The organism is Streptomyces paromomycinus (assembly GCF_003865155.1).
Taxonomy (GTDB): Bacteria; Actinomycetota; Actinomycetes; order Streptomycetales; family Streptomycetaceae; genus Streptomyces; species Streptomyces chrestomyceticus.
Genome location: NZ_BHZD01000001.1, coordinates 5,570,453 through 5,596,082 on the forward strand (window position 1 = coordinate 5,570,453; position 25,630 = coordinate 5,596,082).

A 25,630-nucleotide genomic window follows, 5' to 3' on the forward strand; every position below is an offset into this window, starting at 1 on the left:
GCCGGGGAACGTATCCCCTCGCATATAGGACACACCCTGTCCGACATGGCCCCTAACGTCTTCCTCATCGGCCAGTGCGGTCACCCGGCCGCCCCGTACCGTGAGGAGCACGCCATGAGCCGTGTCACCGGCAACCAGCCCGACGGAACGCCCACCTGGGTCGAACTGGTGGTGCCCGACCTCGATCGCGCCATGGACTTCTACGGGAAGCTGTTCGGCTGGACGTACGAGAGGGAGACGATGGCGGAGGGGCCGTACGCCATCGGGCTGGTGGACGGGCAGCGCGCCGCGGGCCTGATGGAGCGGTCCGACGCGGAGGGTGGCGCGTGGACCATGTACATGGCGGCCGACGACTGCGACGGCACGGCCAAGCGGATCACCGACGCGGGCGGCCGGGTGCTGTGGGGACCGGTGGACATCCGGGACTTCGGGCGGGCCGTGCTCGCCGAGGACAACGTGGGGGCGCAGTTCGGGCTCTGGCAGGCGCGCGCCCACGTCGGCTGCGAGGTCGTCAACGAGCCCAACTCCCTCGTACGCAACGACCTGGTGGCGCCGGTCGCGGAGGCCGCCCGGGCCCGCGAGTTCTACGCGGCGGTCTTCGCCTACACGCTGGACGGCAACCCGGACATGGCGGACGTCGACTTCACGTTCCTGCGCCGTCCGGACGGGCACGAGATCGGCGGGATCATGGGCGACGCGTCCGCCGGGGCCGCGAGCTGGGGGACGTGTTTCGAGGTGGCGGACACGGACGCGGCGGTGGCGCGGGCCGTCGCGGCCGGAGGGACGGCCACCGAGCCGGAGGACACGGTGTACGTACGGCAGGCGCGGGTGACGGACCCGTTCGGTACGGAGTTCGTGATCGGCGCGCGGCCGAAGGCGTAAGGCCGTGCTGCCCGGCGGCCGGATCGCTGGTGATCCGACCGCCGGGCACGCGTGGACGCGCCGGACTCAGCCGCGCTCGGCGGTGCCGCGGCGGCGGCCCGCGATCACCAGGGCCGCGCCCGCGGTCACGGCGACGGCGGCCCCGCCGACGGCCCACGGGGTGGCGGGGCTGACGCCGGTCGCGGCGAGGGAGACGCCGGTGCCGGTGTTGCTGGTGGTGTCGCTGCCGGTGGACGTGACGGCGGTGCCGGATGTCGTGCCGGAACCGGTGCTGCCGTGGCCGTTCGCGGGCTTGGCGTCGACGGCGGGCGTGACGTTCTTGCCGCTGCCCTCGGCGGCCTTGTGCCCGGCCCCCTTCTCCTTCGCCGCCTTCTCCTTGGCGGCCTTGTCCTTCGCGGCCTTGTCCTTGGCCGCCTTCTCCTCTTCCGCCTGCTTCGCGGCGGCCTCGTCCTTGGCGCGGGCCTCGTACTGGCCTACGTCGAGGAAGTGCTGCACGGCCTCGGGCCCGGCCCGCAGCGCGTCACGGGCGGCAGCGCGGACGGCGGGGCCGCCGACGCTGGAAATCTGCACCGCACGCTCTGCGTTGTCCGCTTCGGTGGCCAGCCGCAGGCCCTCCTCCAGGAAGCGCACCCGGTCCTGCGGGGTCCCGTCAAGAGCCTTGGCGGCTGCTTTGTAGACGCTGGAGTCGGTGCTCTTGCCCGCTATGCTCCGCAGGATCGCCACCCGGTTGTCCTCGTCGCGGGCCTCGTACTGCCCCGTCTCCAGGAACCGGCGCAGGTCCTCGTGCGTACCCATGAGCGCCTTCCTGCCCTCCCGGGCCAGCGCGCGGCCGGGGTTTGCGTCCAGCATCCGCGCGACCGCGAGCAGGTCCTCCCTCATGCTCGACAGGTCCGCCGGCTTCTTCCCGGACTCGTCCGGCTGCGCCTGCGCGCCCTGGTCCGGCGCCGAGTTGGCGGCGGTCGGTGCCTCGGCGGCGACCGCCGGGGAGGCGAACAGTACGGCCGGCGCGACCGCGGCAGCCGCCAGGAAGGCCGTGAGACGGGCCTGCTTCTTCATGTTGTGCACCAACATTTCCAGTAATGAACAGCAATGATCAAAAAATAACCTTTACAGGGTAAGGGGTGTCCGAAGCTAGCGTGAGGGCATGGAGACTCCGCAAGAACACCGCAGTCGGCTGCTCTTGGACGGCCGTAGCCTCTCGTACCTCGATTTCGGGCCCGCCGACGGAAAACCCCTCCTCGCCCTGCACGGGCATTTCTCCGAAGGGCACGGGTTCGCCGGGCTCGCCGCCGAACTCGCCCCGGAATGGCGGGTGATCGCCCCTGATCAGGGCGGTCACGGCGAGTCGGACCGCACCGCGGACTTTTCCCGGGAGGCATACGTCGCGGACGCGATCGCCCTCCTCGATCACCTCGGCCTGCCGTCCGCCGTGGTGCTCGGGCATTCCATGGGCGGCAAGAACGCGTACCACCTCGCCGCCCGGCACCCGGAGCGGGTCCGGGCACTGATCAATGTGGACGACCCGGTGGTGATCACCGACACCGGGCCCAGCGGCGTCGCCTTCTGTCTGGACTGGCCGCGGCAGGCGTCGACCCGGGAGGCGCTGCTCGACGGGCTCGGCCCGGCGGCGTCACTGATCGCCCCATGGCTGCGGCAGCGGGGCGACGGCGGCTGGCGGCTGCCGTTCGTGCCGGAGGACGTCGTCGCGTCGGACCTGGGCGTGCGCGGTGACCACTGGCCGGTCTGGCTGGGCAGTGACTGCCCGGCCCTGCTGGTACATGGCCGTACGAGTTCCCTCCTGACGCCGGAGCTGGCCCGGGAGATGGCCGCGCGCCGCCCGCACACCCGCCGGGTCGAGCTGGACGCCGGGCACTTCATCCCGACCGAGGACCCGGAGGGGCTGGTCCGGGCCGTACGGGAGTTCCTGGGCACGCTCCGGTGATCGGAGCGGAGGTGGCTGCGGGGGTGCTGCGGGCGGGGTCATAGTGGACAGAGGGGAGATAATCTCCATAAGGTAAAGAAATGGCAAACTTCGTTGAATGCATAACCGACCCGGACGCCGCCGGACCGCTGTGGTGCGGAGACCGGACGGTCGCCGTGTTCGCCGCCCGCCCCGAGGGTGCCGCCGAAGGTGCCGGACGTGTCGAGGGCTCGGTCGCGCTGCTGGACCTGGGTGCCGACGACCCGGCCCTGCGCTTCGTCGCCGTCCTCGACTGCGCCGAGGACGAGATCCTGGTCCCCCTGTTGCAGGGAGCGGCGGACGAGGTCCGCAAGGCGGGCGGTACGACGCTGCGGTGGATCACGGAGGAGGACACGAGCCCCGGCAAGGCCGCGGTGGAGCTGGGCGCCCTCGAAAGCGGCGAGGTCTACCGCTGGTGGCGGCGCGACCTGCCGGCCGGCGTCCCCGTCCGGGACACGGCGGTACGGCAGCTCCCCTCCGAGGAGGAGGGCGTCGCGTTCCGTATCGGCACGGACGACGCCTGGTACGACGTCGAACTGGACGACGACCGTGCCCGCCTGGTCCACAACCGCGAGGACGAGAGCACCGCCGACGCCCTCACCGCCCTCACCTCGGCGGCCCTCCACGCCCTCGACACCGACCACCCCGGCCTGCGCGCCGCGGAGGTCAACGCGGCCCCCGACGACGACGAACTCCACGCGGCCCTGCGTCGATTGGGCTTCGCGGCGACGAGCTCGCGTGCCGTGGAGTACACCCTGTCGCCGGCATAGGGCGGGGACGGGGCGGGCCGTGCCGCCGGGCAGAGGCCGTCACCGCCGGACTCCCCCTACCCCCGCCCCAGCACCAACGTCCCCGACGAGCAGAACCAGCCGCCCGTCCCCGACGCCACGGCCAGTTGCGGGAGGCTGCCGTCCCGGCGGTGCACCTGGCGGCCCTCGCCCGCCTCGCCGCGTAGCTGGCGCACCGCCTCGACCAGCAGGAACAGGCCGCGCATGCCGGGGTGGCAGGCGGCCAGACCGCCGCCGTCGGTGTTGACGGGGAGGGCGCCGTCGCGCAGCAGGCGGCCCTTCTCCACGAACGCGCCGCCCTCGCCCTTGGCGCAGAAGCCGAGGTCTTCCAGGGTCACCAGTGTCATGTAGGTGAAGGCGTCGTAGATCTCGGCGATGTCGATCTCCGACGGGTGCACCCCGGCCCGTTCGAAGGCGAGGCGGCCGGAGACGGCGGCGGGGGAGACGGTGAAGTCGTCCCACTCGGACATCGCGGAGTGGGACAGGGCGGTGCCCGCGCCCAGCACGTGGACGGGCGGCTTGGCCAGGTCGCGTACGTACTCCTCGGCGGCCAGGAGGACCGCGCAGCCGCCGTCGGAGCGGATGCAGCAGTGGAGCTTGGTGAAGGGGTCGGCGATCAGCGGGCCGGACAGCACGTCGTCGACGGTGACGGGTTCCCGGTACATCGCGTCCGGGTTGGTGGCCGCGTTGGCCCGCGCCTGGACGGCGACCTCGGCGAGCTGGGCGAGCGTGGTGCCGTACTGGTGCATGTGGCGGCGCGCGGCCATGGCGTACTTGGCGACGAGGGTGTGGCCGTACGGCACCTCGTACTGGAGCGGGCCGCGGGTGCCGAAGGAGAGGTTGGCTGTACGGCGGCCGGCCTTGAGGTCGGCGCGCGCTGTGGACCCGTACACCAGCAGCACCGCGCGCGCCTGCCCGGCCGCGATGGCGTCCACGGCATGCGCGGCCATCACCTCCCAGGTGGCGCCGCCCACCGAGGTGGAGTCGGCCCAGGTGGGACGCAGACCCAGGTACTCGGCGACCTCCACGGGCGCCAGCGTGCCGAGCCCGGCCGAGGCGAAGCCGTCGACCAGGGAGCGGTCGAGCCCGGAGTCGGCCAGCGCGCGCCGGGCGGCCTGGGCGTGGAGGGCGTACGGGGTGGCTCCGTCCACACGCCCGCAGTCGGAGAGGGCGACACCGGCGATGACTACCTTGCGCGGGGACGTGGCGGTACTCCCTGGCGGCAGCGGCATGAACCTGACGGTACATCAGGTGACGGGTGAGGCGGGAGGGTGCGGCCTGGGGGTGGGAAGTGTGCTCGGGGATGGGAAAAGCGGGACGCAGTGCCTAACATGACGGGCCGTCAGGTTGCCGTACGGCCGGGAGGAGCCCGCCGATGGATGCCGCGTTCACCGAGGAGCAGGACGAGATCCGCCGTACGCTCCGCGAACTGCTCCACAAGCGCTGCGGCCCCGACGACCTCCGGGCCGCCGTACGCACCCCCGAGGGACACGACCCCGGCCTGTGGCGGCAGCTCGCGCAACAGCTCGGGCTGCCGGGGCTGGCGCTGCCCGCTGCGTACGGGGGCGTCGGCTGCGGTCCCACCGAGCTGGCGCTGGCCTGCGAGGAGACCGGGCGGGTGCTGCTGCCCTCGCCGCTGCTGCCCACCGCCGCCCTCGTCGCGCCGCTGGTGCTGGCGCTGGGGACGGAGGCGCAGCGTGCGGAGCTGCTGCCCGCCCTCGCGTCGGGTGAGCTGACGGGTGCGCTGGCCGTACCGGGCGGGCGGCTGAGCACGGCCCTCGCGCTCACTGCCCGTAACGGCGGGGACTGGGCGGGGGGCGGCCGGGCCGGTGGCATCCAGGCGCGGGAGTGCGGAGGGGGTGGGGGGCCGGGGGCGGCAGGGGAGTGGCGGCTGTACGGGGAGGCCGCGCAGGTGCTGGGCGGGCACAGTGCGGGGCTGCTCCTGGTGGCCGCGCACGCGGGCGGCTATGCGCGCAGCCGGACGCTGCTGTTCGTCGTACGGGGGGACGCACCCGGTGTGGTGCGGGTGCGGCAGACGGCGATGGACGAGACCCGGGCGCTGGGGGACGTCCAACTGCGCAACGTGCGCGCATCGTTGCTGGGCGCGGAGGACGCTGAAGGTGCTGAGGGTGCGGGAGGCGTGGGAACTGCGGGAGGCGTGGAACGCGCGCTCGCGCGGGCGGGGGCCGGGGTCGCGGCGGCGCTGGCCGCCGAGGCGGTCGGGGCGGCGGGCGCGGCGCTGGAGCGGACCGTCGAGTACGTCAAGGTGCGGGAACAGTTCGGCCGGCCCATCGGCTCCTTCCAGGCCGTTCAGCACCGGCTCGCCGACCTCTACGTACAGGTGCAGGCCGCCCGGTCCGCGGCGTGCTACGCGGCCTGGGCGGTGGGCGGACCGGCCGGCGGACCGGCGGAGGGCGCCGAGCCCGGCGCCCCCGGCCTCGCGCTCGCGCACGCCCTGGAGACGCTGCGCGCGGTGGCCGGGGAGGCCATCCAGTTGCACGGCGGCATCGGCTTCACCTGGGAGCACGACGCCCACCTCTTCTTCAAGCGCGCGGCCTGCGACGAGCTGCTGTTCGGGCCCGTACACCGGCTGCGGGCGCACGCCGCCGAGACGGCGGGAGTGTTCGGGGCGGCGGAATGCGGGCAGAGGTGTCGGTGTGAAGGCGTCCGGCAGGCGGGTGGTGCAGAAGGTGTCCGCGACGCGTGGTTTCGCGCGGGTGGCGCCTCACGTCGTCCCGGCCCTGGACCGCGCGGTGCACCGCCTCACGCGGGGCAAGCTGCTGCTGAGCGCGCGGATGCTGCCCGGGGCGGTCCTGACGGCGACGGGAGCCCGGACCGGCCTGCCGCGGCGGACGCCGCTGGCGTGCCTGCCGGAGGAGGCCGGGACGTGGCTGCTGGTCGGCAGCAACTTCGGCCGCCCCGGGCATCCGGCCTGGACGGCCAACCTGCTGAAGCACCCGGAGGCCGAGATCAGTTGGCGGGGCCGGGACATCCCCGTACGGGCCCGGCTGCTGACCGGTGCGGAGCGGGCGCGGGCGTGGGCGGCGGCGGTCCGGTTCTGGCCGCCGTACGCCGCGTACCAGGCGCGGGCCGGCCGGGAGATCCGGCTCTTCCGGCTGGAGCCGCGCTGAGCGTACGGGCGCACGCGCGTCCGGTGTACGGGCGCACGGGTGTCCGGCCGGGTGCTGCCCGCAGACGCGCACAGCGGGTGCCGGCCGGCCCCGAGGGGCGGACAACACCCGCTGTGACGTACAGCTATGGCAGGACGAGGGTGAACGAGAACCGTTCCGTGGGCTGTTTCGTGAGGTATTCCCGAGCGGTGTCGTGGTGCGGAACGTGAACGGGAGCAGGCGGTGAAACATGGGGCGAAAGGTGGCGTGAGCCGTGCCCCGTGGAATGCGTCCCGGGTTATTTCGTGGGCTTTTTCCCGGTGACGCCCAGGTGCACCAGGAGCGCCAGGTTCGGCTTCAGTTCCTGCTGTTTGACACCCCAGCTGGTGAAACCCTTCTGATGGGCGGCGACCGCCGCCAGCATGGCGACGAGCGAACCGGCCATCGCGGCTGCGCTGACGTCCTTGTCCACCTTGCCCTTGGACTGGAGCTCCTTGATGGAGTCCGTAAGGGAGTTGGTGACCGCATTCAGGATCTTCATGCGGATCTTGTAGAACCGTTTGTCGCCCTCGGCGGCACCGAGGTCGACGACGCGCAGAATCGCGTCGTTCCGGCGCCAGAAGGAGAGGAATCCCTCGACGAGTTCCTCGGCCGCCTGCCGACCGGACCGGCCCACCCAGGAGCGCCCGGCCACCAGGTCGGTCAGGCTCGCGCCCTCTTTGGCCATCTCCTCGGCGATTTCCAGCACCGCGCCCTCGACATCGGGGAAGTACTGGTAGAACGTCGCGGGCGAAGTGCCCGCTTTGCGGGCCACATCGATGACCTTGACGTCTCGGTACGGGGACGAACTGAGCATGTCGCTGAGGCAGTCGAGCAGCTTCTGCCGGGTCGCCTGTCCACGGCGCCCGGCGACTCTGCCGTCGACGGTCCGAACTTGTCCTGTCATGCCGTCAGCTTACCGAGGGGTGATCGGAGCGCGATTTGGCTGCCTGCAAATGGGGATGCGGGAGTTCGGCCGTATCGGTCCGGGCCGGTCCCGTGCGCGGGGCGGCCGGGGCGGTCCGGAGCGGGCCCGGAGAGCGGCTTGACCCGAACAAGTGAATCGTATTGTCAACAGGCTGTGGACAACTTTTCCGGGCCGGTGGACAGGGTTCCGGCGGGTGCGCGGTCGAGCCGTACGGCATTGCGGACACGGAACGGATCATTACCGGAACGCGGAACGGCTCCTTACCGGCCGACAGGGAATGTCCGGTAAGCGCCGTGATCGCGGAGAATTGGCAGAATGTTCGATTGCTCTCCGGGCGCGACGCAAGATCCAGGGCTACTTTGGCCCCATGACTGCATTCGCGGCGGGCGTCCCGTGCTGGGCCGACGTCATGCTGCCCGATCTGGAAGCGGGCAAGAGATTCTACGGAGAGCTGTTCGGCTGGACCTTCTCCGGCGGCGCTCCCGCGTTCGGCGACTACACCGAGGCGTACAAGGACGGCAGAGCCGCCGCCGGCCTGATGCCCAAGCAGGACGGCCGGATGCCCACCGCGTGGAACATCTATTTCGCGACCCCGGACGCCGCCCGCGCCAGCGCGCGGATCCTGCGGGCGGGCGGCCGCATCGTCACGGAGGCCGTGCCCGTCGGTGACTTGGGCACCATGCTGGTCGCCGCCGACCCCACCGGCGCGGTCTTCAGCATCTGGCAGGCCGGCACCCACCAGGGCTTCGGAGTGCAGCGCGAGTCCGGCGCGTACGTCTGGACGAGCCTGAGCACCCGCGACCCGGAGCGGGCCGACGCCTTCTACGAAGAGGTCTTCGGCTTCGAGAGCGTGGCCGACAGCCCGGCGGCGGACGAGCGCTTCCGGCCCTGGCGACTGGCCGGCCAGGACCGCGAGGTCGGCGGCCGGATCCGCATGGACGAGCACGCGCCCGCCGCGATGCCGCCGCACTTCACCGTCTGCTTCCTCGTCCCCGAGATGGACGACGCCGTACGGACCACCACCCGGCTCGGCGGCCGGATCACGGTCGAACCGGTCGGCACGCCGGGCGGCCCGTTCGCGGTGCTCACCGACAACCAGGGCGCGGGCTTCGGCGTCATGGCCCCGAAGTAGGTCCACGCGGACCACAATTGGGGCCGGTGACAGCTCCCGCTGTCGGGCCGCGGACGGCGCGGCCCGGCAGCGGGTCTGTGCGGGGGTGTGCGCGGGGGTATGTACGCAGGCCCGTGCGGGGAGCCTGTGGGGGCGGCGCGACGACCTTGAGTACGGCACAGTGGGTACGGCCGCGCGCGGGGAGAGGACGGGGACGGGACGGCATGACCAGTACGGACAGCGGACCGGACGGACGGCTTCCGGTGCTTGCGGGGTGGGTTGCGGGGGTGCCCCGGCGCGAGGCGGGGCAGGGCGGGCTGATGGACATACCGGTGTCCGGCGGATGTACCCGGGCATTCCCGGACCGACGGCAGGCCCGGCGCCGGTTTCGGACGGAGTGACGGCGCGGCGACGGCCCGTCCCGGCGCGATCCGGTCGTACGGTGTTCGACAGCTCGTCGGCGGTCCCCGGTGGCCGGCGGCGGCGACCGGGCCCGTCCGTACGGACATCCGTCCGCGCGGACCCGTCACGGCACGTGACGGTACCGGTGCGCACCGCAGGAGCCCGCCGGGACACGACGGGAGCGGCCCCGGGTTCGCAACCGTGGGCCCGGCCAGGAAGAATCAGTACGCGTACGGCCGAACAGGCCAGGCGGTGAGACGCTGCACGGGGCAGTGGCTCTCGGCGGCCACTGGCTTTTGAGAGTCTCTTTTACGCCCCACGGGGAGGTGGCAGGCAAGTGGTGGAGCAGCTGACACAGCTGACGCAGCACGATCCCCGGCGGATCGGCCCGTTCGAGGTGCTCGGCCGTCTCGGGGCCGGCGGCATGGGGCTGGTCTACCTCGCGCGCTCGGCGTCCGGGCGGCGGGTGGCGATCAAGACGGTGCGTACGGAACTCGCCGAGGACCAGCTGTTCCGGGTCCGCTTCACCCGTGAGGTGGAGGCGGCCCGCGCGGTCAGCGGCTTCTACACCGCCGCGGTGGTGGACGCCGACCCCCGGGCCGCGGTGCCGTGGCTGGCCACCGCCTACGTGCCCGCGCCCTCCCTGGAGGAAATAGTCAATGAGTGCGGGCCGCTGCCGGCCCAGGCGGTGCGCTGGCTCGCGGCCGGCATCGCCGAAGCGTTGCAGTCCATCCACGGCGCGGGCCTGGTCCACCGGGACCTGAAGCCGTCCAACGTGCTGGTCGTCGAGGACGGCCCGCGCGTCATCGACTTCGGCATCGCCAGCGGTGTCTCCAACACCCGCCTGACCATGACGAACGTGGCTGTCGGCACGCCCGCGTACATGTCGCCCGAGCAGGCCCGCGACTCCCGCAGCGTCACCGGCGCCAGCGACGTCTTCTCGCTCGGCTCCACCCTGGTCTTCGCCGCCACCGGACACGCCCCCTTCCACGGCGCCAACCCGGTCGAGACGGTCTTCATGCTGCTGCGCGAGGGCCCGGACCTGGCCGGGCTGCCGGACGAACTGCGGCCGCTGATCGAGTCCTGCATGCAGATGGAGGCGCCCGGCCGCCCCACCCCCGCCGACCTCCAGTCCCAGCTCGCACCGCATCTGTTCGGCTCCGGCAGCGACGACAGCGGCACCGCCTCCGCCTGGCTGCCGGCCGGCGCCGTCGCCCTCATCGAGGGGCGGCGCGGCGGACGCCAGACCGCACCGGCGGCCGCCGGGCGCGGTGGCACCGGACAGCCCCGCGCCGCGCGGCAGCCCGTACCGCACTCGCCGCCGCCCGCCCAGCCGCCGCCGCGCCCGCGCAACGCCCCGGCAGCCGCGGCCGCGCAGGCCGGGGGCGCGATGGGGGCGCCCGCGGCGGAGCCCGGCTGGGCCGGAGCCGCCGGAGTGGGCCCCGGCGCACGCCGGGCCGCCGACCCGCGCGGCGCCGCGCAGCCGCCGCTGTCCGCGCCCGCCGGTCCGGTGGCCGCCGCGCCGCCGGTCGCCGCCCCGCCGTACTCGGCCGCGCCGTCCGCGGCGTCGCGGCTGCCGGACGCCGACGTTCCGGACGGCTCCGTACGCCTCGCCGGCACCTCCGCGCCGATAGGCCCCGGCCCCCGCGCCGGGGACGGCGGACCGCCGCAGCCCCGCGCCCAGGCACCCGCCACGGACTGGGTCCGGCCGCCCGCGGGCGCGCCGGGCGGCCCCGGCCACGGCCCGCACGAAGGCGACCCGGGCGGGCACCTGCCGCAGCAGGGCGCCGCGCCGGGACACGGCTCCGGCGCGCCCGCCACCGGCGCGGGCGGCGCCTCCGGAAGCGCCGCGCCCGCCCGCTGGCGCCCCTGGCGGTTCCGCATGTCCAACGACGTGTGGGGCACGCCCACGGTCGCCGGCGACCTGCTGTACGTCACCTCCTTCGAGGTGCACGCCCTCGATGTGGCCAGCGGCCGCCGCCAGTTCAAGACCCGCGACGTGGCCTGGAGCATGTCCGTCGCGGACGGCCGCATCCACGCCTCCGACGGGCCGAGCCTGTACGCGCTCGACGCGGCCGACGGCACCGAGCGCTGGCGCCTGGGCAGCGACGGCTGGATCTACGCGCTCAAGGCGGACCGGGGCACCGTCGTCACCGCCACCCGGGGCGGCGGCGTCCAGGCCTGGGAAGCCGCCACCGGCGAACGGCTGTGGGAGACCGGCGGAGTCCAGACCGACTTCGAGACCGCCGACCTGGGGCCGGTCCTGCACGAGGGCACGGTCCTCGTCTGGGCCGACGGGCGGCTGAAGGCCCTGGAGGCCCGTACGGGCGCCGAGCGCTGGTCGTACCCGGTCGGCGACGCGGCCTCCTGCGGCGGCGTCCCGGTGCGGCTGCTGCCCGCGCCGGACGGCGCGGTGTACGTCACGGCCGGGACGCGGGTGCTGGCGATCGACCTCGCGCGCGGCGAGGTGCGCTGGCACTTCGAGGCGCCCGCCGCGTTCCTCAGCCGCCCCGCGTTCGCGCCGGGGCCCGCGGTCACCGGCGGCGGCCTGTACCTGGCCGACTACCTCGGCACGGTCTACGCCCTGGACGCGGCCGACGGCCGGGACCGCTGGCGCATCGCGACCGAGGCCCGGCAGTCCACCGAACCGGTGCTGGTCGCGGACGGCGCCGTGCACCTCGGCAGCGGCCAGGCGCTCTACACGCTCGACGCCGTCACGGGTACGCCCCGCTGGCGGTTCCAGGCGGGCGGCGAGGTGATCGGTGCGCCCGTCGTGGCGGACGGCCGGGTGCACTTCGGCTCCGCCGACCACTGCCTGTACACCCTCGACGCGACGGGCGGACAACTGCGCTGGAAGCTGGCCACCGGCGGCGAGATCACCGGCACGCCGGTGGCCGTCGGCGGCGTCGTCTACGCGTGCAGCAAGGACCGTTGTGTGTACGCGCTGGACGCGGCGAAGGGGACGGGGCTGGCGCGGCGGTCGTGACGGGCGGGGCCGGGGTGGTTACCGGTCCTCGTCCAGGTGCGGGGGCTCGCCCTCGGGGGGCCGCTGGGGCCGCTCCGGCTGCTGCGGCCGTTCCGGGGGCGGCGTCGTCCGGATCGGCCGTGTCTCGTCGTCGGGCCGGGGCGGCGGTTGTCCCGGGTCGTCCGAGGCCGGCGGCATCCGGACCGCCCGGGTGGGCTGGTCGTCCGGGTCCGGCGGGCCCGAACCGGGCGGCGGGTGCCCGGCGCCCGGCCACCGTACGGGCGGCTGCTGCTGGGGCTTCGGGGGCGGCATCGGAGGCGGCGTCGCGCCGTACGCGGGGGTGCCCTGCGGCGGGGTGTCACCGCCCCGGATAGGGCCGGGCTCCCACTCGGGCCCGGGCGCCCCGTAGGGCGTCGGCTCGCCGTACCGGTTGTCCCGCTCCTCGTGACCGGCTTCCCGGCGCTGGGAGCGCACACCGCGGCGCCCGCTCATCACCAGGGCGCCCAGCCACAGCAGCGCGCCCCCTCCGAGGGCGTACGCCACCCCCAGGCCCAATCCCTGGTCCGCGTTCTCGCCCACGGTGAGGCTGCCCGCCTCCTGCCCCTGGCGCACCATCCACAGGACGGTGAAGCCGAGCACGACGCACCCTGCCACCGCGACGAGCAGGCGGGAGCGGAGTGCGATGCCGATCAGGGTCACCAGCGCGGCGAAGGCCATCGGCAGGAACACCGAGCCGAACAGCTCCGCCTTTTCCGCGGAAATACCCCGGAACAGGTCCTCGATACGGATCTCGCGTCCGTGACGGCCGTCGTACCAGGCACGGAAGGGGCTCCAGACGGCGGCCGCCGCTCCGGCGAGGGCCAGTACGGATCCGAGTACGTTGCGCACCACAGGCGTCGCCTCTCAGGTCGCTGATTCGTCCCGTTTCCCTCTGTAAACGACGCTACGCCCGACTGCACGCGCGCGCCAGGCCTGTGCGTTTTACCTGGTCAGGAAGAGATTTTGGGTAACGCAAAGAGGTTGCTAGTCTGCCGTGCACTCGTCAAGAAAACATAAGGACGAGCGGGGCCGCGCGGGCAAGCCGCGGTTCTTTCAACGGGGTCAACGGGGGCACAACAACATGAAATTCCGTCATGTCCGCGCGGTCGCGGCGGCCGCGGTGGTCCTGGTCGCGCTGACCGGCGCACGTCACTCGCACGGCGGTGGCTGCGGCAGCAGTCACAGCAGCGGCAGCGACGGCGGTTCCGGCAGCACGGGCGGCAGCAGCACCGGTGGCAGCAGCACCAGCGGTGGCTATGAGGCCGGCACGGGCGGCTACGACGGCGGTACCAGCAGCGGCAGCTCCACGGGCGGCAGCACGACCGGTGGCAGCAGCACCAGCGGCAGCACCTCCGGCTACACCAGCGGCGGCTCCGGCAGCAGCCGCAGCGCCATGCGCGACATCAAGATCAACGGATGTCAGTACAACGGCGCGGGCAGCGTAAAGACCACGGTCAGCGCCACCAACAGCTCATCCACCACCAAGTACACGTACCTGCTGACGGTGAAGTTCACCGCGCCCGGCGGCAAGGACCTCGGCACCCGCCACCCGAGCATCCCCTACGTGATGCCGGGGCGCACCGACTCCACCGACGTGATCCAGTACGTGCCGTCCGACGCCGCCACCGCCGGTACGTACCGCTGCTCGGTGACCGACGTCCAGCGCACCCCGCTGTCCTGATGGCCACCGGGGAACGGCGGCCCGTCCGGGCCGCCATCGCGGCCGTGACGGCGGCCGCCGGCGCGCTCGGGCTGGCCGGCTGCGGTGCCCTGCTGCCCGGCGGCCACGCCCGCCAGGTGACACCGCCGCCGCCACCTCCTGGCTACAGCTACTCGCCGTCGCCCGGCTACGGCTCGCCCTCGTACGAGCCGACGTACTCCTACTCGCCGTCGCCGACGCCGGAGGAGACCTACGACCCGGACGGCCGCTCGGACGCGCGCGGCAGCAGCTGCCGCTACGACCTGTCGGCCCGCCGCCTCGAATACTCGGTCTCGGTGACCAACCCGTCACTGACCAAGACCTTCAAGTACGAGATGGCCGTCAACTGGATGAAGGCGCGGCCCGCCGACGGCACGGCGTTCGGGCTGCACCAGCGCAGCATCATCGTCCGGCCGGGGCAGACCGAGACGTACACGGCCACGTACAGCTACACCAACACCTCGACCCGGCAGCTGTGGTTCCAGTGCGAGATCCGCAGGGCGCGCAAGTCGGAGCTGTGAGGCTGCCGGGACGGGCCCGGTGCGCCCCGGGCGTCAGCGGACCCGGAAGTCCCGGGAGCGGGCCGCGAACAGTCCCGCCTGCTCCTTCGGCGGCAGGCTGCCCAGCGCGATGAGCTGCGGGGCGTGCGCCACGGCCTGCGCCCGCGCGGCCTCCCGCGACGCCCACAGGGCCCGTACGGTGCCCTGCACCGCGCCGCTCGGCTGGGCGGCGAGCACGGCCGCGGCACGCCGGGCCGCGGCCACCGCGCCGCCCGGCGGCGTCAGCTCCGACACCAGGCCCGTCTCGTAGGCGCGGCGGGCGCCGAGCCGCTCCGCCGTGCCCATCAGGGACAGCCGCGCGATCTCGCCGTACGGCATCCGCTGCGCCATGAAGACCGACTCGTACGCGCTGACCATCCCGTACGTCGTGTGCGGGTCGAAGAACGTGGCCTCCTCGGAGGCGACCAGGAACTCGCACTCGCCCAGCAGGTAGAACGCCCCGCCGCAGGCCATCCCCTCGACGGCCGCGACGACCGGCTTCCACAGGTCGTTCGCCTTCGGGCCGATGCCGAGCAGCGGGTCGTCGGCCGAGAACGGGGAGGACGGCTGCGGGACGTCCGCCGAGCGGTCGATACCGGTGCAGAACGCCGCCCGCCCGGCGCCGGTCAGGACGACGGCCCGTACGGCGTCGTCGGAACGGAACCGGCGCCAGACGGCCGCGAGCGCGCCGGCCGTCGCCGGGTCGACGGCGTTGTGGCGCTCGGGCCGGTCCAGCGTGACCAGGGCGACGCCGTCGGGCGCCGTCTCCACGCGTACGGACGGCTGCTCGTCCGGCGCCGTCTTCGCGCGTACGGACGGCTGCCCGCCCGGCGCCGTCACGGCCGCTCCAGCAGCCAGCGCGGCACGGTGACGCCCGGCGCCTGCTCGTGGAACGCCACCTTCACCGCGGCGCCGATCCTGACCCGGCCCGGATCGACGGAGTTCAGCGCGGCGTCCGGGGCCGCGACCAGGTTGCCGGCCAGGCGGATGCGCGGGGCGTCGGCCAGCTCCACCACGACGACGGTGTACGGGGCCTGCGCGGCGTAGGCGGGCAGCAGCGGCGGGTGCGGCACGACGTACGACCAGATGCGGCCCCGGCCGGACATCCGCCGCCAGCGGTGGTCGAAGGACTGGCAGTGCGGGCAGCACGGGCGGGGCGGGAAGCGCAGCTCGCCGCAGGCGGCGCAGGACTGGACGCGGAGTTCGTGGCGGGCGGCGTACGCCCAGAAGGGGGCGCCGTCGTCGTCGGGGACGGGAAGGAGCAGCCGCTCGTCCTGCCCGTTGTCAGTGGCCGGCCTCATGCTGGTGGACATGAGCACTCAACTCCTCAGCAGCAGAGCCGATGTGGGGACGCCCTCACCGGCCGTGACCAGGCAGGTGGCGGCGTCCGGGACCTGGGCGGTGCTGGTGCCGCGCAGCTGCCGGACGCCTTCGGTGATGAGGTTGAAACCGTGCACGTACGCCTCGCTCAGCCCGCCGCCCGCGGTGTTCAGGGGCAGCCGGCCGCCGATCTCCAGGGCGCCGCCCTCGGTGAAGGCCGCGCCCTCGCCGCGTCCGCAGAAGCCGTAGCCCTCCAGGGAGAGCGGGATCAGCGGGGTGAACGCGTCGTAGATCTGTGCCACATCGACGTCCTCGGGGCCGAAGTCGGCCTGTTTCCACAGCTGCCGGGCCGCGGTCCAGGCCGGTCCGGTGAGCGGGTCGTCGGTCCAGTAGTTGACCATGCCGTGGTGCTGGGCGGGCAGGCCTTGCGCGACGGAGTGCACATACACCGGGCGGTGGCGCAGGTCGCGGGCGCGTTCGGCGGCGACGACCACACACGCCAGCGCGCCGTCGGTCTCCAGGCAGTTGTCGAAGAGGCAGAGCGGCTCGCTGATCCAGCGGGAGGTCATGTACATCTCGCGGGTCAGCGGCCGGTCGTACATGATCGCGGCCGGGTTCTGGTTGGCGCGGTTGCGGCAGGCGAGCGCGACGTTGAAGAAGTGGTCCCGGGTCGCGCCGTACTCGTGCATGTAGCGCCGGGCGAGGATGCCGATCTCGTCGGCGGGCCGCAGCAGACCGAAGGGGCGGGTCCATTGGGCCGGAGTGGGCAGTTGGACAGCGGTGTTCCGCCACGGGCGGGGCCCCGAACCGCGCTTGCGCGAGCGCCAGGCGACACCCACGCTCGCCTGGCCGGTGGCGATCGCCGCCGCCAGGTGCGCGACGGTCGCGCACGAACCGCCGCCGCCGTAACCGGCCTTGGCGAAGAAGGTGACGTCCCCGGCGCCGATCGCCTTGGCGACCTCCACCTCGTCGGTGTCCTCCATGGTGTACGAGGCGAACGCGTCCACCTCGGCCGGCGCGATCCCCGCGTCGTCCAGCGCGGCGACGATCGCCCGGCACGCCAGCGCGCGTTCGGACTCCGGCAGCCGCTTGGCGAACGCCGTCTGGCCGGTCCCGGCTATCACCGCCGCGTCCTTGAGGGTCGCCCCCATCGCCACCTCCGTGGTCGGCCGTCCGTGCTGACAGCCGAGGAGGCTACCGCTAACCTGACGGGTAGTCAGCTCCCGGTGTCCGACCGGTTCTCTCACGGGAGGTTGTGCGATGCGCGGTGACCTGGACGAGCCCGGCACCACCGACCCCCGCGCCGACCTGGAGCACGGCACGGTCCCCCGGCTGGTGCGGGCCGCCGCCGAGCGGTACGGCCCGGCCGAGGCGGTCGCCGAGGGCCGCCACCGCCTGAGCTGGGCGCAACTGGGGGAGCGGGTCGAACGGGCCGCGGCCGCCTGCATCGCCGCCGGTGTCGAGCCCGGCGACCGGGTGGCCGTGTGGGCTCCCAACACCACCGAATGGATCACCGCGGCGCTCGGCGCGGTGACGGCGGGCGCCGTCCTGGTGCCGGTCAACACCCGCTTCAAGGGCGCCGAGACGGCCCACGTCCTGCGCCGCACCCGCGCCCGCCTGCTCTTCGTCACCGGCACGTTCCTCGGCACGTCCTACGTGGCCTCGCTGCGCCGCGCGGCCCGGGAAGGCGCCGGCCGCGGCCCGCTCCCCGGCCTGCCGGACCTGGAGCGGGCCGTCGTCCTCTCGGGAGACGCCCCGGACTCCTTCCACACCTGGCAGGACTTCCTGGCGGCGGGCGAGGCGGTACCGGCCGGCGCGGTGCGCGCACGGGCCGACGCCGTCCGCCCCCAGGACCCCTCCGACATCATCTTCACCTCCGGCACCACCGGCCTCCCCAAGGGCGCCGTCATCACCCACGCCCAGACCCTGCGCGCGTACGGCGTCTGGAGCGAACTCGCCGGCCTCGCGCCCGGCGACCGCTACCTGATCGTCAACCCGTTCTTCCACACCTTCGGCTACAAGGCCGGCATCATCGCCTGCCTGCTGCGCGGCGCGACGATGATCCCCCAGCCGGTCTTCGGCGTCCCCACCGCACTGGCCCACATCGCCGCCGAACGCGTCACGGTCCTGCCCGGCCCGCCCAGCCTCCACCAGCAGCTCCTGGACCACCCCGACCGGGCCCGGTACGACCTCGGCTCGCTGCGCCTGGTCGTCACCGGCGCCGCCGTCGTACCGCTGGAACTGGTCGAACGGCTCCGCGGCGAGCTGGGCGTCGGCACCGTACTGACCGCCTACGGCCTCTCCGAGAGCTCCGGCATCGCCACGATGTGCCGCCGCGACGACCCGCCCGCCACCGTCGCCGCCACGTCCGGGCGCGCCGTACCCGGCACGGAGCTACGGATCGCCGCCGCCGACGGCCGGACGGCGGCGGCGCCCGGGACACCGGGCGAGGTGCAGGTCCGCGGCTACCACGTGATGTCCGGCTACTACGAGGACCCGCCGGCCACCGCCGACGCGCTGACCCCGGACGGGTGGCTGCGCACCGGCGACGTCGGAGTCCTGGACGCCGACGGCAACCTGCGCATCACCGATCGCCTCAAGGACATGTTCATCGTCGGCGGCTTCAACGCCTACCCCGCCGAAATCGAACGGCTGCTCGCCCGCCACCCGGACGTCGCCGAGGTCGCCGTCGTCGGCATCCCCGACCCCCGGCTCGGCGAGGTCGGCAAGGCGTACACGGTCCGCCGCCCGCGCTCCACGCTCACCGCGGCGGAACTGATCGCCTGGGCGCGCCGGGAGATGGCCAACTACAAGGTGCCCCGGGAGGTCGCGTTCGTGGCGGCGCTGCCGCGGAACGCGAGCGGAAAGGTGGTCAAGGGGGAGCTGCGCGGGGCGGTTACGCTCACTCCCGCAACCTTAGAGATAGGCAGTTGATTACTCCCCCCGGCGCAGCCCCCGGCCTCCGACCGGGGGCTGCGCGCATCCGTCACGGGCCCCGGCGCGGTGGGGGCGTTCGGCCGTTGTCCCGATCCGGTGTTGTGAAGCGGCGCTCGCGTGGAAGGCGTGCAGTATGAGCACTCCTTATCCCGACGGCCCCGAACCCGGCGGCCCCGTGACCGACCCGCCCGGCCCCCACCCGGGACACGAACCCCACCCGGGACACGAACCCCACCCGGGACACGAACCCCAACCGGGACGCGACCCTCAGCCGGGACGCGACCCGAGCCCGCCCCCGCCCGGACCGAGCGACCCCATGGGCCCGGACCCGATCCCGCAGCCGTCCGACCCGGACGCGGCCCCCGAGCCCACGCCGCAGCCCGGCCCCCTCGCCTGACCGCCCCCGGCCCTCACCGCTGCCCGAAGCGCTCCCGCAGGGCCCCCTTGAGCACCTTGTTCAAGGGGCCGCCCCGCGGCAGCGCGTCCAGGATCTCCAGCTGCTCCGGCAGCTTCTGCGGCATCAGCCCCGCCCGCCGCAGATGAGCGGTGAGCGCGCCGAGCGTCAGGCCCTCCGGCCCCGGACCCGCCCCCGCCCCCACCTCGGGCCCGGCAAGAGTCACCACCGCACACACCCGCTCCCCCCGCTCCCGGTCCGGCAGGCCGATCACCGCCACCTCACCCACCGCCGGGTGCGTACGGATCAGCTCCTCGACCTCCTGGGCGGAGATGTTCTCGCCCTTCCTGATGACGATGTCCTTGAGCCGCCCGGTGATCACGAGGTGCCCGTCCGTACGCAGCAGGCCCAGGTCACCGGTGCGGAACCAGCCGTCCGCGTCGAACGCCCCGGCCGTCAGCGCCGGATCGGTGTAGCCGCGGCAGACCATCGGCCCGCGTACCGTGATCTCGCCCGGCTCGCCGGGCCGCGCCTCGCCGCCGTCCGGCCGGGCGATCCGGACCCGGGCCCCGGTCACCGGCTTTCCCACGGTGTGCGCCAGCTGCTCGTCGCTGTCGTACGGCGTGCCCATCGCGATCATGGGGCACTCCGTCATCCCGTACCCGTGCACCACCGCGCACTCCAGTTCCCGGCCCGCCGCGTGGTACAGCTCCGGCGGCAGCGGCGCCCCGCCCCCGGACAGCAGCCGCAGTGTGGGGACGAGCGCGACCGCGGGACCCGGCCCGGCATGCGCCCGGCGACGGCGGGCCTCATCGAGGAACGCCTGGTAGAAGGCCGTGCTGCCGCCTGCCATGGTGACTGAGTGCCGCCGGTACGCCTCGACCGCCGCCGCCGGTTCGAATGTGTCCAGCACGACGGCCGGGAAGCCGCTGAGCAGCATCGTGACCAGGTAGTCGGGCCCGGCGATGTGCGCGTACGGGAAAGCGATCGAGCCGGTGTCCGCGTCGGTCGTGCCCAGCGCGGTGGCCAGCCCGATGCCGCCCGCGAGGAGCGAGCCGTCGGTGTGCTCGACGCCCTTGGGCTCGGCGGTCGTGCCGGAGGTGTAGTAGATCCACGTCGGGGTGCTGCCCGGCCGTACAAAATCCGGCAGCGCGCCCCCGGAGCCGGGCGCGGCCTCCGGCAGCCCGTCGGCGACGGAGAGCACCCGCACACCGGCGGGCGCCGCCTTCCGCGCCGTGCCCGCGTAGTCGTGGCCGCGCCACTCGCCCGGCACGATCGCGTACGCGGCGGCCGACTGCCGCAGCGCGAAGCCGACTTCCCGTTCCCGGTGCAGGTGCAGGACGGGTATCTGTACGGCGCCGAGCCGGGCCAGCGCGAGGGACACCGCGACGGTCAGGGGCCAGGTGGGAAGCTGCCACAGGACGCGTGTGCCGGCGCCGATCCCCAGCCCGTGGAAACCGGCCGCCAGCCGCAGCGCCCGGTCCCGTACCTCCCCGAAGGTGACGGCCTGCCCGGAGCCGCCGGTGGTCTCGTCGAAGAACATCGGCTGCCGCGGGGACAGCTCCGCCCGGTACTCCGTCAGTTCCCACAGCGACCGCACACGATCGGGCTCGAACACGTCGCCTCCTAGGGGAGCGGGGGCGCGACGGTAGCAGAAGTCAGCAGATATGACGAGGCGTCAGTTCGGGGGAGGGGCGGAACATCCGCACGGACGACGGCGTTGGGGCCTGGTGACCTGGTCCACCCGCGTACGTGAGGAGACGGCCATGCCGTTGAGTACGGAAGAGCGCGAGGCCTTCCTGGCCGAGCCGCACATCGGAGCCCTGTCGGTGGCGTCGGGCGCGGCGGACCGCGCCCCGCTGACCGTGCCCATCTGGTACGGCTACGAGCCGGGCGGCGATCTGTGGATCACCACCGAGCGGGACTCGCGCAAGTACCGGCTGATCGCGGCGGCGGGCCGGTTCTCCCTGATGGTGGACCGGGTCGAGCCGACGGTCCGCTATGTGTCGGTCGAGGGCGAGGTCGTCTCGGCCGAGCCGTCGACGGACGAGGAGCTGCACGCGATCGCCGAGCGCTACCTCGCTCCGGAGGCCGCGGCGGCGTACTTCGAGAAGGTCCTGCCCACGTTCGGCCCGTCGGTGACCGTCCGGCTGCGGCCGCGGCGGTGGCTGTCGGCGGACATGGGAGCGCTGGTCTAGACCGTAGGGGCCGGCCTCACCCGGTCCGGCCCCCGTCGGTCGTACGTACTGCGGCCCGTGACGGGCCGGCGGGTTACGGGCGGTGGTTGTCCAGCGGGGCCATGATGTCCGCGTCCGGTCGGTGGTTGTCGGGTGCGACGGAACGGTCGGCGGATATCGGCCGGTGGTTGTCGCCCGTGACGGATGAGGTGACCGGCGTCGGCCGGTGGTTGTCGGCCAGGGCGGGAACCGCCGCCGCGCCCGTAACGGCAGTGGCGAAAGCAAGAGTGACAAGGGTGCGCTTGATACAACTCATGACAGCTCCTCCGTGGGGGAATCCCATATGAGTGACGCTAGCTTCTGGTGAGGCGTGTGTTCGATCCCCCCGGCCGGAAACGGCCGTACGGCGGGGGCGAAAGCGAATGTGCGGGTATGCCGCGGGGACCGGCTTCGATGGCTCCCCCCTGAGTGCCATCGAAACCGGCCCCCGCGATCCCCCGGATCCCCCCCGGATCCCCCGATCCCCGGATTCGGCCGTCCCCCCGGATCCCCCGATCCCCCGGACTGCCGAAACCGCAGTGGGTCTGGTGTGGAATTGCCCGCCGTACGGGCGGGGTGTCATTTCCCCCGTCACCCGCCCGTACGGCGTCGCGCTACTTCGGCTCGGCCACGGGCACGGTGCCCTCGTCCATCACGACGACACTGCCGTCCTCCGCGGCCGGCGGACCGTCGATGATCGGCCGGTGACTGTCCTCCGGCTTGATCGGCCGGTGGCTGTCCATGGGCTGGATGGGCCGGTGACTGTCCTCCGGCTTGATGGGCCGGTGGCTGTCGACGGTCTCCGGCTGGATCGGCCGGTGGCTGTCCATGGGCACGATGGGCCGGTGGCTGTCCTCCGGCTTGATGGGCCGGTGGCTGTCGACGGTCTGCGGCTGAATGGGCCGGTGGCTGTCCTGCGGCTGAATGGGCCGGTGACTGTCCTGCGGCTGAATGGGCCGGTGACTGTCCAGCGGTTTGACGATGTTCCTGTCGTCGTCCTTTCGAGCCTGATTCTGAGAGCTCACGGTGATCAACTCCGTTGTGTGGGCGCTGTGGCCCACCCGGCCGGCAACTCCCCCGTGGGTCGCCGGACGGGTGGACCATGGCCTTACACCTTGCGGTGGGGCCTGGTCACCGAGCCGCTTGCCCCCCGAGGCGGCGGATCGGTAATTAGAGAGTGGCCCCTCGCGATGAACGATCGATAAACGCCTGAAGCCCGCGGTCCGGGCGGCTTTTACACCAGCGCGACGGGGGCTGCGAGATGGTGTATCTCCCCGTCCACGGGCAGGCCCATCTGCTCGTGAATGGTCACGACTTCCTGCCAGCAGACCTTCGCGCGGCCGGTGTGCCCGATCTGGTTCAGGGCGTGCCCCAGCGTCGTCAGCGCGTCCGCCCGCCAGCGGCCGCCGCCGAGCCCCCGCAGGGCGGACAGCGCCTGCTCGGCGTAGTTGGCCGCGTTGGCCGGGCGGTGGGCCGCCAGGTCGACCTCGGCGAGCCGGAGGTAGGTCATGCCCTCCCAGAACCGCTGCCGGCTGTCGCGGAAGATGACGAGTGCCTCGGTCAGCTGCTGGGCGGCCTCGTCGAGTCTGCCGGCCAGCGTCAGCGCCATGCCCAGCGCGTACATCCCGTTGCCGAGGCGGCGGGTGGCGCCGACCTCGCGGAGGGCGGCGACACCCTGCTCGGCGAGCTGGATGGCGCTCTCGGTGCGCCCGGTGTCCAGGTGCAGCCGCGACAGGTTGCACAGCGCGCTGGCCTCGGACTGCTTGTTGTTGTTCTCGCGGAAGGCGAGCAGGGCCTGGTTCAGGTAGCCCTCGGCCGCCTCGAAGCGGTGCTGGATGCTGGCGATGATGCCGCGGTCGTTGGGGCCGTTGGAGGCGGAGAAGGAGTCCTCGGCGGCGAGTCCAAGCAGGGTGGCGAGTTTCGCGTGTTCGTCCGCCTCGTTGAGCCGTCCGGAGTGGGTGTAGATGGGGGCCAGCGCCCAGTGCGCCCGCGCTTCCGCGTGCTGGTCGCCCGCCCGGCGCGCCGCGGCCTGCAAGGTGAGGCTGGCCTGCTCGTACTGGCGGTTGTTGGCGCCGGACTCGGCCATGTCCCGGGTGAGGAGGAGCAGGTCGACGGCGCGCCGCAGCACCTTCTCGCCGGTGTTCTGCAGCGCGCAGGCGATCAGGCAGCGGGTCTCGTTGAAGAGCCAGCTCAGCGCCTCGTTACGGTCGGTGAAGACCAGGCCGGGGTGGTGCGGGGTCTCCGTGTGGTCGGCCAGACGGTCGCCGGGGCGCTCCAGCGCGTACATGTGGGCGGCGGTGGCCAGGTAGAAGTCCAGCAGCCGGGCCAGGGCGGCGTCGCGCTCCTCGGCCGGCTGCTCGTCGCGCTCCGCGCAGGAGCGGGCGTAGAGGTGCACCAGGTCGTGGAAGCGGTAGCGGCCGGGGGCGGCGGACTCCAGGAGGGAGGTGTCGACGAGCGATTCGAGGAGGTCCTCGGCGTCGTCGGTGGGCATGTCGAGGAGGGCGGCCGCGGCGGCGAGCGAGATGTCGGGGCCGTCGGCGAGGCCCAGGAGGCGGAAGGCCCGCGCCTGGCGGGGCTCCAGTTGCTTGTAGCCCAGCTCGAAGGTGGAGTTCACGGCGAGGTCGCCGGCGCGCAGCTCGTCCAGCCTGCGGCGCTCGTCGGCCAGCTTGCGGGCGAGGATCGAGACGGTCCAGGTGCGGCGGGCGGCCAGCCGGGACGCGGCGATACGGATGGCCAGCGGCAGGAAACCGCAGGCGCCGACCACGTCCATGGACGCCTCGCGCTCGGCGTTCACGCGCTCCTCGCCCACGATGAGCGCGAAGAGGGTGAACGCTTCCTCGGGGCTCATCACGTCCAGGTCGACCAGGTGCGCGCCGGCCAGGTCGATCATCCGGACGCGGCTGGTGATCAGGGCCGCGCAGCCGTCCGTACCGGGCAGCAGCGGGCGGACCTGGGCGGCGTCGCGGGCGTTGTCGAGCAGGACCAGCAGCCGGCGGCCGGCGAGGGCCGAGCGGTAGAGGGCGGCCCGTTCCTCGATGCCGTCGGGGATGGCCGCGCCCGGTGTCCCCAGCGCGCGCAGGAACGCCCCGAGCACCGCTTCCGGGTGGGACGGGGAGTGCCCGACGCCCTGGAGGTCCACGTACAGCTGGCCGTCCGGGAAGTGCACATGGGCGGCGTGCGCGACGTGCACGGCCAGGGTGGTCTTGCCGACGCCGCCGATGCCGGTGAGCGCCGAGACGGCCATCACCCGGCCCTCGGCGGTGGCGAGCTGCTCGCTCAGTTCCGTGACGAAGGCGGCCCGGCCGGTGAAGTCGGCGACGGTGGCCGGAAGTTGCTGCGGCCGTACGAAGGTCGGCTCGCCGGGCACCTGGCCGTCGTGCGGCACGGCGGGTGCGTCCAGCTCGGTGTCCGCGCGAAGGATGCGCTGCTGGAGTTCGGAGAGCGACGCGCAGGGGTCCACCCCCAGCTCATCGGCGAGCAGACGCCGGGTGTCGGCGTATACGGCGAGTGCCTCGGCCTGCCGGCCGCTGCGGTACAGCGCCAGCATGAGGAGTTCTCGCAGCCGCTCGCGCAAGGGGTGCGCCGCGGTCAGCGCGGTCAGCTCCGAGACGGCGTCGCCGTGGCAGCCCAGCTCCAGGTCGAGTTCCAGGCGCGTCTCCATGAGGGACAGGCGCCACTCCTCCAGGCGGGTGCGCTGGTTCTCCGCGTAGGGCCCGGCGAGGTTGGCCAGCGGCTCGCCGTCCCACAGGGCCAGCGCGGAGTCCAGGAGGTCCCGGGCGCGGCAGCGGTCGCCGGTGGCGCGGGCCTTCTCGGCGTCGGCCGCGTACTGCTCGGCGTGGTCCATGTCGAGGTCGAGCGGCTGGTTGCCGACCGGCCGCAGCGCATAGCCGCCGGACTCGCTGACCAGCGTGTCCGCGTCCGCCCCGAGGGCTTTGCGGATGCGTGAGGCGTACGTGCGCAGCGCCGCGAGGGCGGCGTGCGGCGGTTCCTCGCCCCAGAGGGCGTCGACGAGTTCGGACGCGGTGGCGGTGCGTCCGCCCCGCAGGAGAAGGGCGGCCAGCAGCGCACGCTGCTGCGGGGAGCCGGCCGCCAGTGGCGTCGCGCCGCGCCAGGCCCGTACGGGACCGAGCACGGTGAAGCGGAGCCGCTCCTGGCCCTGCCCCGGACCGTCGTCCATGGTGTCCCCCTGCCCTGTGCACTTCGTTCGCATCGGCCAGTCTGCCTTGTCGTAGCCCCTTACGTCAGTAGGGGTCCGGTCTCAGCACGTTCTCTCCACGCCCGGCGTTCGGGCTGGTGTTCGG

Annotated in this window: 21 protein-coding genes and 1 pseudogene; 11 read left to right on the forward strand and 11 right to left on the reverse strand. The window is 73.5% G+C overall.

The window, feature by feature from the left end:
• The first annotated feature begins 45 nt into the window (after positions 1-45).
• Positions 46-882, forward strand: a complete 837-nt coding sequence (locus OEIGOIKO_RS23800) for a VOC family protein (RefSeq protein WP_246177501.1) — start codon at positions 46-48, stop codon at positions 880-882.
• Between the two features lie 66 nt (positions 883-948).
• On the opposite strand, the gene OEIGOIKO_RS23805 is transcribed toward OEIGOIKO_RS23800, so the two are convergent.
• The gene (locus OEIGOIKO_RS23805; protein ID WP_125055718.1) at positions 949-1,953 is read right to left on the reverse strand and encodes an ALF repeat-containing protein; all 1,005 of its coding nucleotides are present in this window, start codon (positions 1,951-1,953) and stop codon (positions 949-951) included.
• 73 nt (positions 1,954-2,026) lie between these two features.
• Between OEIGOIKO_RS23805 and OEIGOIKO_RS23810 the strand changes: the two genes are divergently transcribed.
• Together OEIGOIKO_RS23810 and OEIGOIKO_RS23815 are read left to right on the forward strand one after the other, a co-directional pair.
• Positions 2,027-2,824, forward strand: coding sequence for an alpha/beta fold hydrolase (locus OEIGOIKO_RS23810; protein WP_125055719.1), 798 nt, complete (start codon positions 2,027-2,029; stop codon positions 2,822-2,824).
• 80 nt (positions 2,825-2,904) lie between these two features.
• On the forward strand, positions 2,905-3,612 hold the full coding sequence (locus tag OEIGOIKO_RS23815; protein ID WP_246177502.1) for a hypothetical protein: 708 nt from the start codon (positions 2,905-2,907) through the stop codon (positions 3,610-3,612).
• A gap of 56 nt (positions 3,613-3,668) precedes the next feature.
• Here the strand turns inward: OEIGOIKO_RS23815 and OEIGOIKO_RS23820 are convergent, their stop codons facing one another.
• Positions 3,669-4,862 carry a thiolase C-terminal domain-containing protein gene (locus OEIGOIKO_RS23820; RefSeq protein WP_125055720.1) on the reverse strand — a complete coding sequence of 398 codons (1,194 nt, stop codon included), beginning with the start codon at positions 4,860-4,862 and terminating at the stop codon, positions 3,669-3,671.
• A gap of 143 nt (positions 4,863-5,005) precedes the next feature.
• Between OEIGOIKO_RS23820 and OEIGOIKO_RS23825 the strand changes: the two are divergent.
• Both OEIGOIKO_RS23825 and OEIGOIKO_RS23830 read left to right on the forward strand, forming a co-directional pair.
• A pseudogene (locus OEIGOIKO_RS23825) lies at positions 5,006-6,268 on the forward strand (acyl-CoA dehydrogenase family protein); the annotation flags it as partial.
• A 19-nt stretch (positions 6,269-6,287) separates the two neighbouring features.
• On the forward strand, positions 6,288-6,761 hold the full coding sequence (locus tag OEIGOIKO_RS23830) for a nitroreductase family deazaflavin-dependent oxidoreductase (RefSeq protein WP_125058895.1): 474 nt from the start codon (positions 6,288-6,290) through the stop codon (positions 6,759-6,761).
• Positions 6,762-7,038: 277 nt separating this feature from the next.
• On the opposite strand, the gene OEIGOIKO_RS23835 is transcribed toward OEIGOIKO_RS23830, so the two are convergent.
• A complete protein-coding gene (locus OEIGOIKO_RS23835) occupies positions 7,039-7,686 on the reverse strand; it encodes a TetR family transcriptional regulator (protein WP_125046391.1) in 648 nt (215 codons plus the stop codon).
• 388 nt (positions 7,687-8,074) lie between these two features.
• Between OEIGOIKO_RS23835 and OEIGOIKO_RS23840 the strand changes: the two genes are divergently transcribed.
• Together OEIGOIKO_RS23840 and OEIGOIKO_RS23845 are read left to right on the forward strand one after the other, a co-directional pair.
• Positions 8,075-8,839 carry a VOC family protein gene (locus OEIGOIKO_RS23840; protein WP_125055721.1) on the forward strand — a complete coding sequence of 255 codons (765 nt, stop codon included), beginning with the start codon at positions 8,075-8,077 and terminating at the stop codon, positions 8,837-8,839.
• A 721-nt stretch (positions 8,840-9,560) separates the two neighbouring features.
• Positions 9,561-12,206, forward strand: a complete 2,646-nt coding sequence (locus tag OEIGOIKO_RS23845) for an outer membrane protein assembly factor BamB family protein (RefSeq protein WP_413790150.1) — start codon at positions 9,561-9,563, stop codon at positions 12,204-12,206.
• An 18-nt stretch (positions 12,207-12,224) separates the two neighbouring features.
• On the opposite strand, the gene OEIGOIKO_RS23850 is transcribed toward OEIGOIKO_RS23845, so the two are convergent.
• Positions 12,225-13,073, reverse strand: a complete 849-nt coding sequence (locus OEIGOIKO_RS23850; RefSeq protein WP_246177503.1) for a hypothetical protein — start codon at positions 13,071-13,073, stop codon at positions 12,225-12,227.
• A gap of 232 nt (positions 13,074-13,305) precedes the next feature.
• Here OEIGOIKO_RS23850 and OEIGOIKO_RS23855 point away from each other — a divergent pair, with 232 nt between their 5' ends.
• Both OEIGOIKO_RS23855 and OEIGOIKO_RS23860 read left to right on the forward strand, forming a co-directional pair.
• The gene (locus tag OEIGOIKO_RS23855) at positions 13,306-13,905 is read left to right on the forward strand and encodes a hypothetical protein (protein WP_125055724.1); all 600 of its coding nucleotides are present in this window, start codon (positions 13,306-13,308) and stop codon (positions 13,903-13,905) included.
• Positions 13,905-14,444 carry a hypothetical protein gene (locus OEIGOIKO_RS23860; RefSeq protein ID WP_125055725.1) on the forward strand — a complete coding sequence of 180 codons (540 nt, stop codon included), beginning with the start codon at positions 13,905-13,907 and terminating at the stop codon, positions 14,442-14,444. Before OEIGOIKO_RS23855 ends, OEIGOIKO_RS23860 begins: the two co-directional genes overlap by 1 nt.
• 33 nt (positions 14,445-14,477) lie before the next feature.
• On the opposite strand, the gene OEIGOIKO_RS23865 is transcribed toward OEIGOIKO_RS23860, so the two are convergent.
• The 3 genes from OEIGOIKO_RS23865 to OEIGOIKO_RS23875 form a co-directional block, all read right to left on the reverse strand.
• Positions 14,478-15,233, reverse strand: a complete 756-nt coding sequence (locus OEIGOIKO_RS23865; RefSeq protein WP_246178084.1) for an enoyl-CoA hydratase/isomerase family protein — start codon at positions 15,231-15,233, stop codon at positions 14,478-14,480.
• A 65-nt stretch (positions 15,234-15,298) separates the two neighbouring features.
• A complete protein-coding gene (locus OEIGOIKO_RS23870) occupies positions 15,299-15,775 on the reverse strand; it encodes a Zn-ribbon domain-containing OB-fold protein (protein ID WP_125055727.1) in 477 nt (158 codons plus the stop codon).
• A 6-nt stretch (positions 15,776-15,781) separates the two neighbouring features.
• Positions 15,782-16,933 carry a lipid-transfer protein gene (locus tag OEIGOIKO_RS23875; RefSeq protein WP_125055728.1) on the reverse strand — a complete coding sequence of 384 codons (1,152 nt, stop codon included), beginning with the start codon at positions 16,931-16,933 and terminating at the stop codon, positions 15,782-15,784.
• 109 nt (positions 16,934-17,042) lie between these two features.
• Here OEIGOIKO_RS23875 and OEIGOIKO_RS23880 point away from each other — a divergent pair, with 109 nt between their 5' ends.
• A complete protein-coding gene (locus OEIGOIKO_RS23880; RefSeq protein ID WP_125055729.1) occupies positions 17,043-18,716 on the forward strand; it encodes a FadD3 family acyl-CoA ligase in 1,674 nt (557 codons plus the stop codon).
• A 413-nt stretch (positions 18,717-19,129) separates the two neighbouring features.
• On the opposite strand, the gene OEIGOIKO_RS23885 is transcribed toward OEIGOIKO_RS23880, so the two are convergent.
• Positions 19,130-20,731, reverse strand: coding sequence for a class I adenylate-forming enzyme family protein (locus OEIGOIKO_RS23885; RefSeq protein WP_125055730.1), 1,602 nt, complete (start codon positions 20,729-20,731; stop codon positions 19,130-19,132).
• A gap of 148 nt (positions 20,732-20,879) precedes the next feature.
• Between OEIGOIKO_RS23885 and OEIGOIKO_RS23890 the strand changes: the two genes are divergently transcribed.
• On the forward strand, positions 20,880-21,311 hold the full coding sequence (locus OEIGOIKO_RS23890; protein WP_125046403.1) for a pyridoxamine 5'-phosphate oxidase family protein: 432 nt from the start codon (positions 20,880-20,882) through the stop codon (positions 21,309-21,311).
• 73 nt (positions 21,312-21,384) lie between these two features.
• Here OEIGOIKO_RS23890 and OEIGOIKO_RS23895 read toward each other — a convergent pair whose 3' ends face one another.
• From OEIGOIKO_RS23895 to OEIGOIKO_RS23905, 3 genes are all read right to left on the reverse strand, one after another.
• A complete protein-coding gene (locus tag OEIGOIKO_RS23895; RefSeq protein ID WP_030021918.1) occupies positions 21,385-21,606 on the reverse strand; it encodes a hypothetical protein in 222 nt (73 codons plus the stop codon).
• 337 nt (positions 21,607-21,943) lie between these two features.
• On the reverse strand, positions 21,944-22,354 hold the full coding sequence (locus OEIGOIKO_RS23900) for a laminin G (RefSeq protein ID WP_125055731.1): 411 nt from the start codon (positions 22,352-22,354) through the stop codon (positions 21,944-21,946).
• Between the two features lie 209 nt (positions 22,355-22,563).
• The gene (locus OEIGOIKO_RS23905; RefSeq protein ID WP_125055732.1) at positions 22,564-25,506 is read right to left on the reverse strand and encodes an AfsR/SARP family transcriptional regulator; all 2,943 of its coding nucleotides are present in this window, start codon (positions 25,504-25,506) and stop codon (positions 22,564-22,566) included.
• Positions 25,507-25,630: the final 124 nt, after the last annotated feature.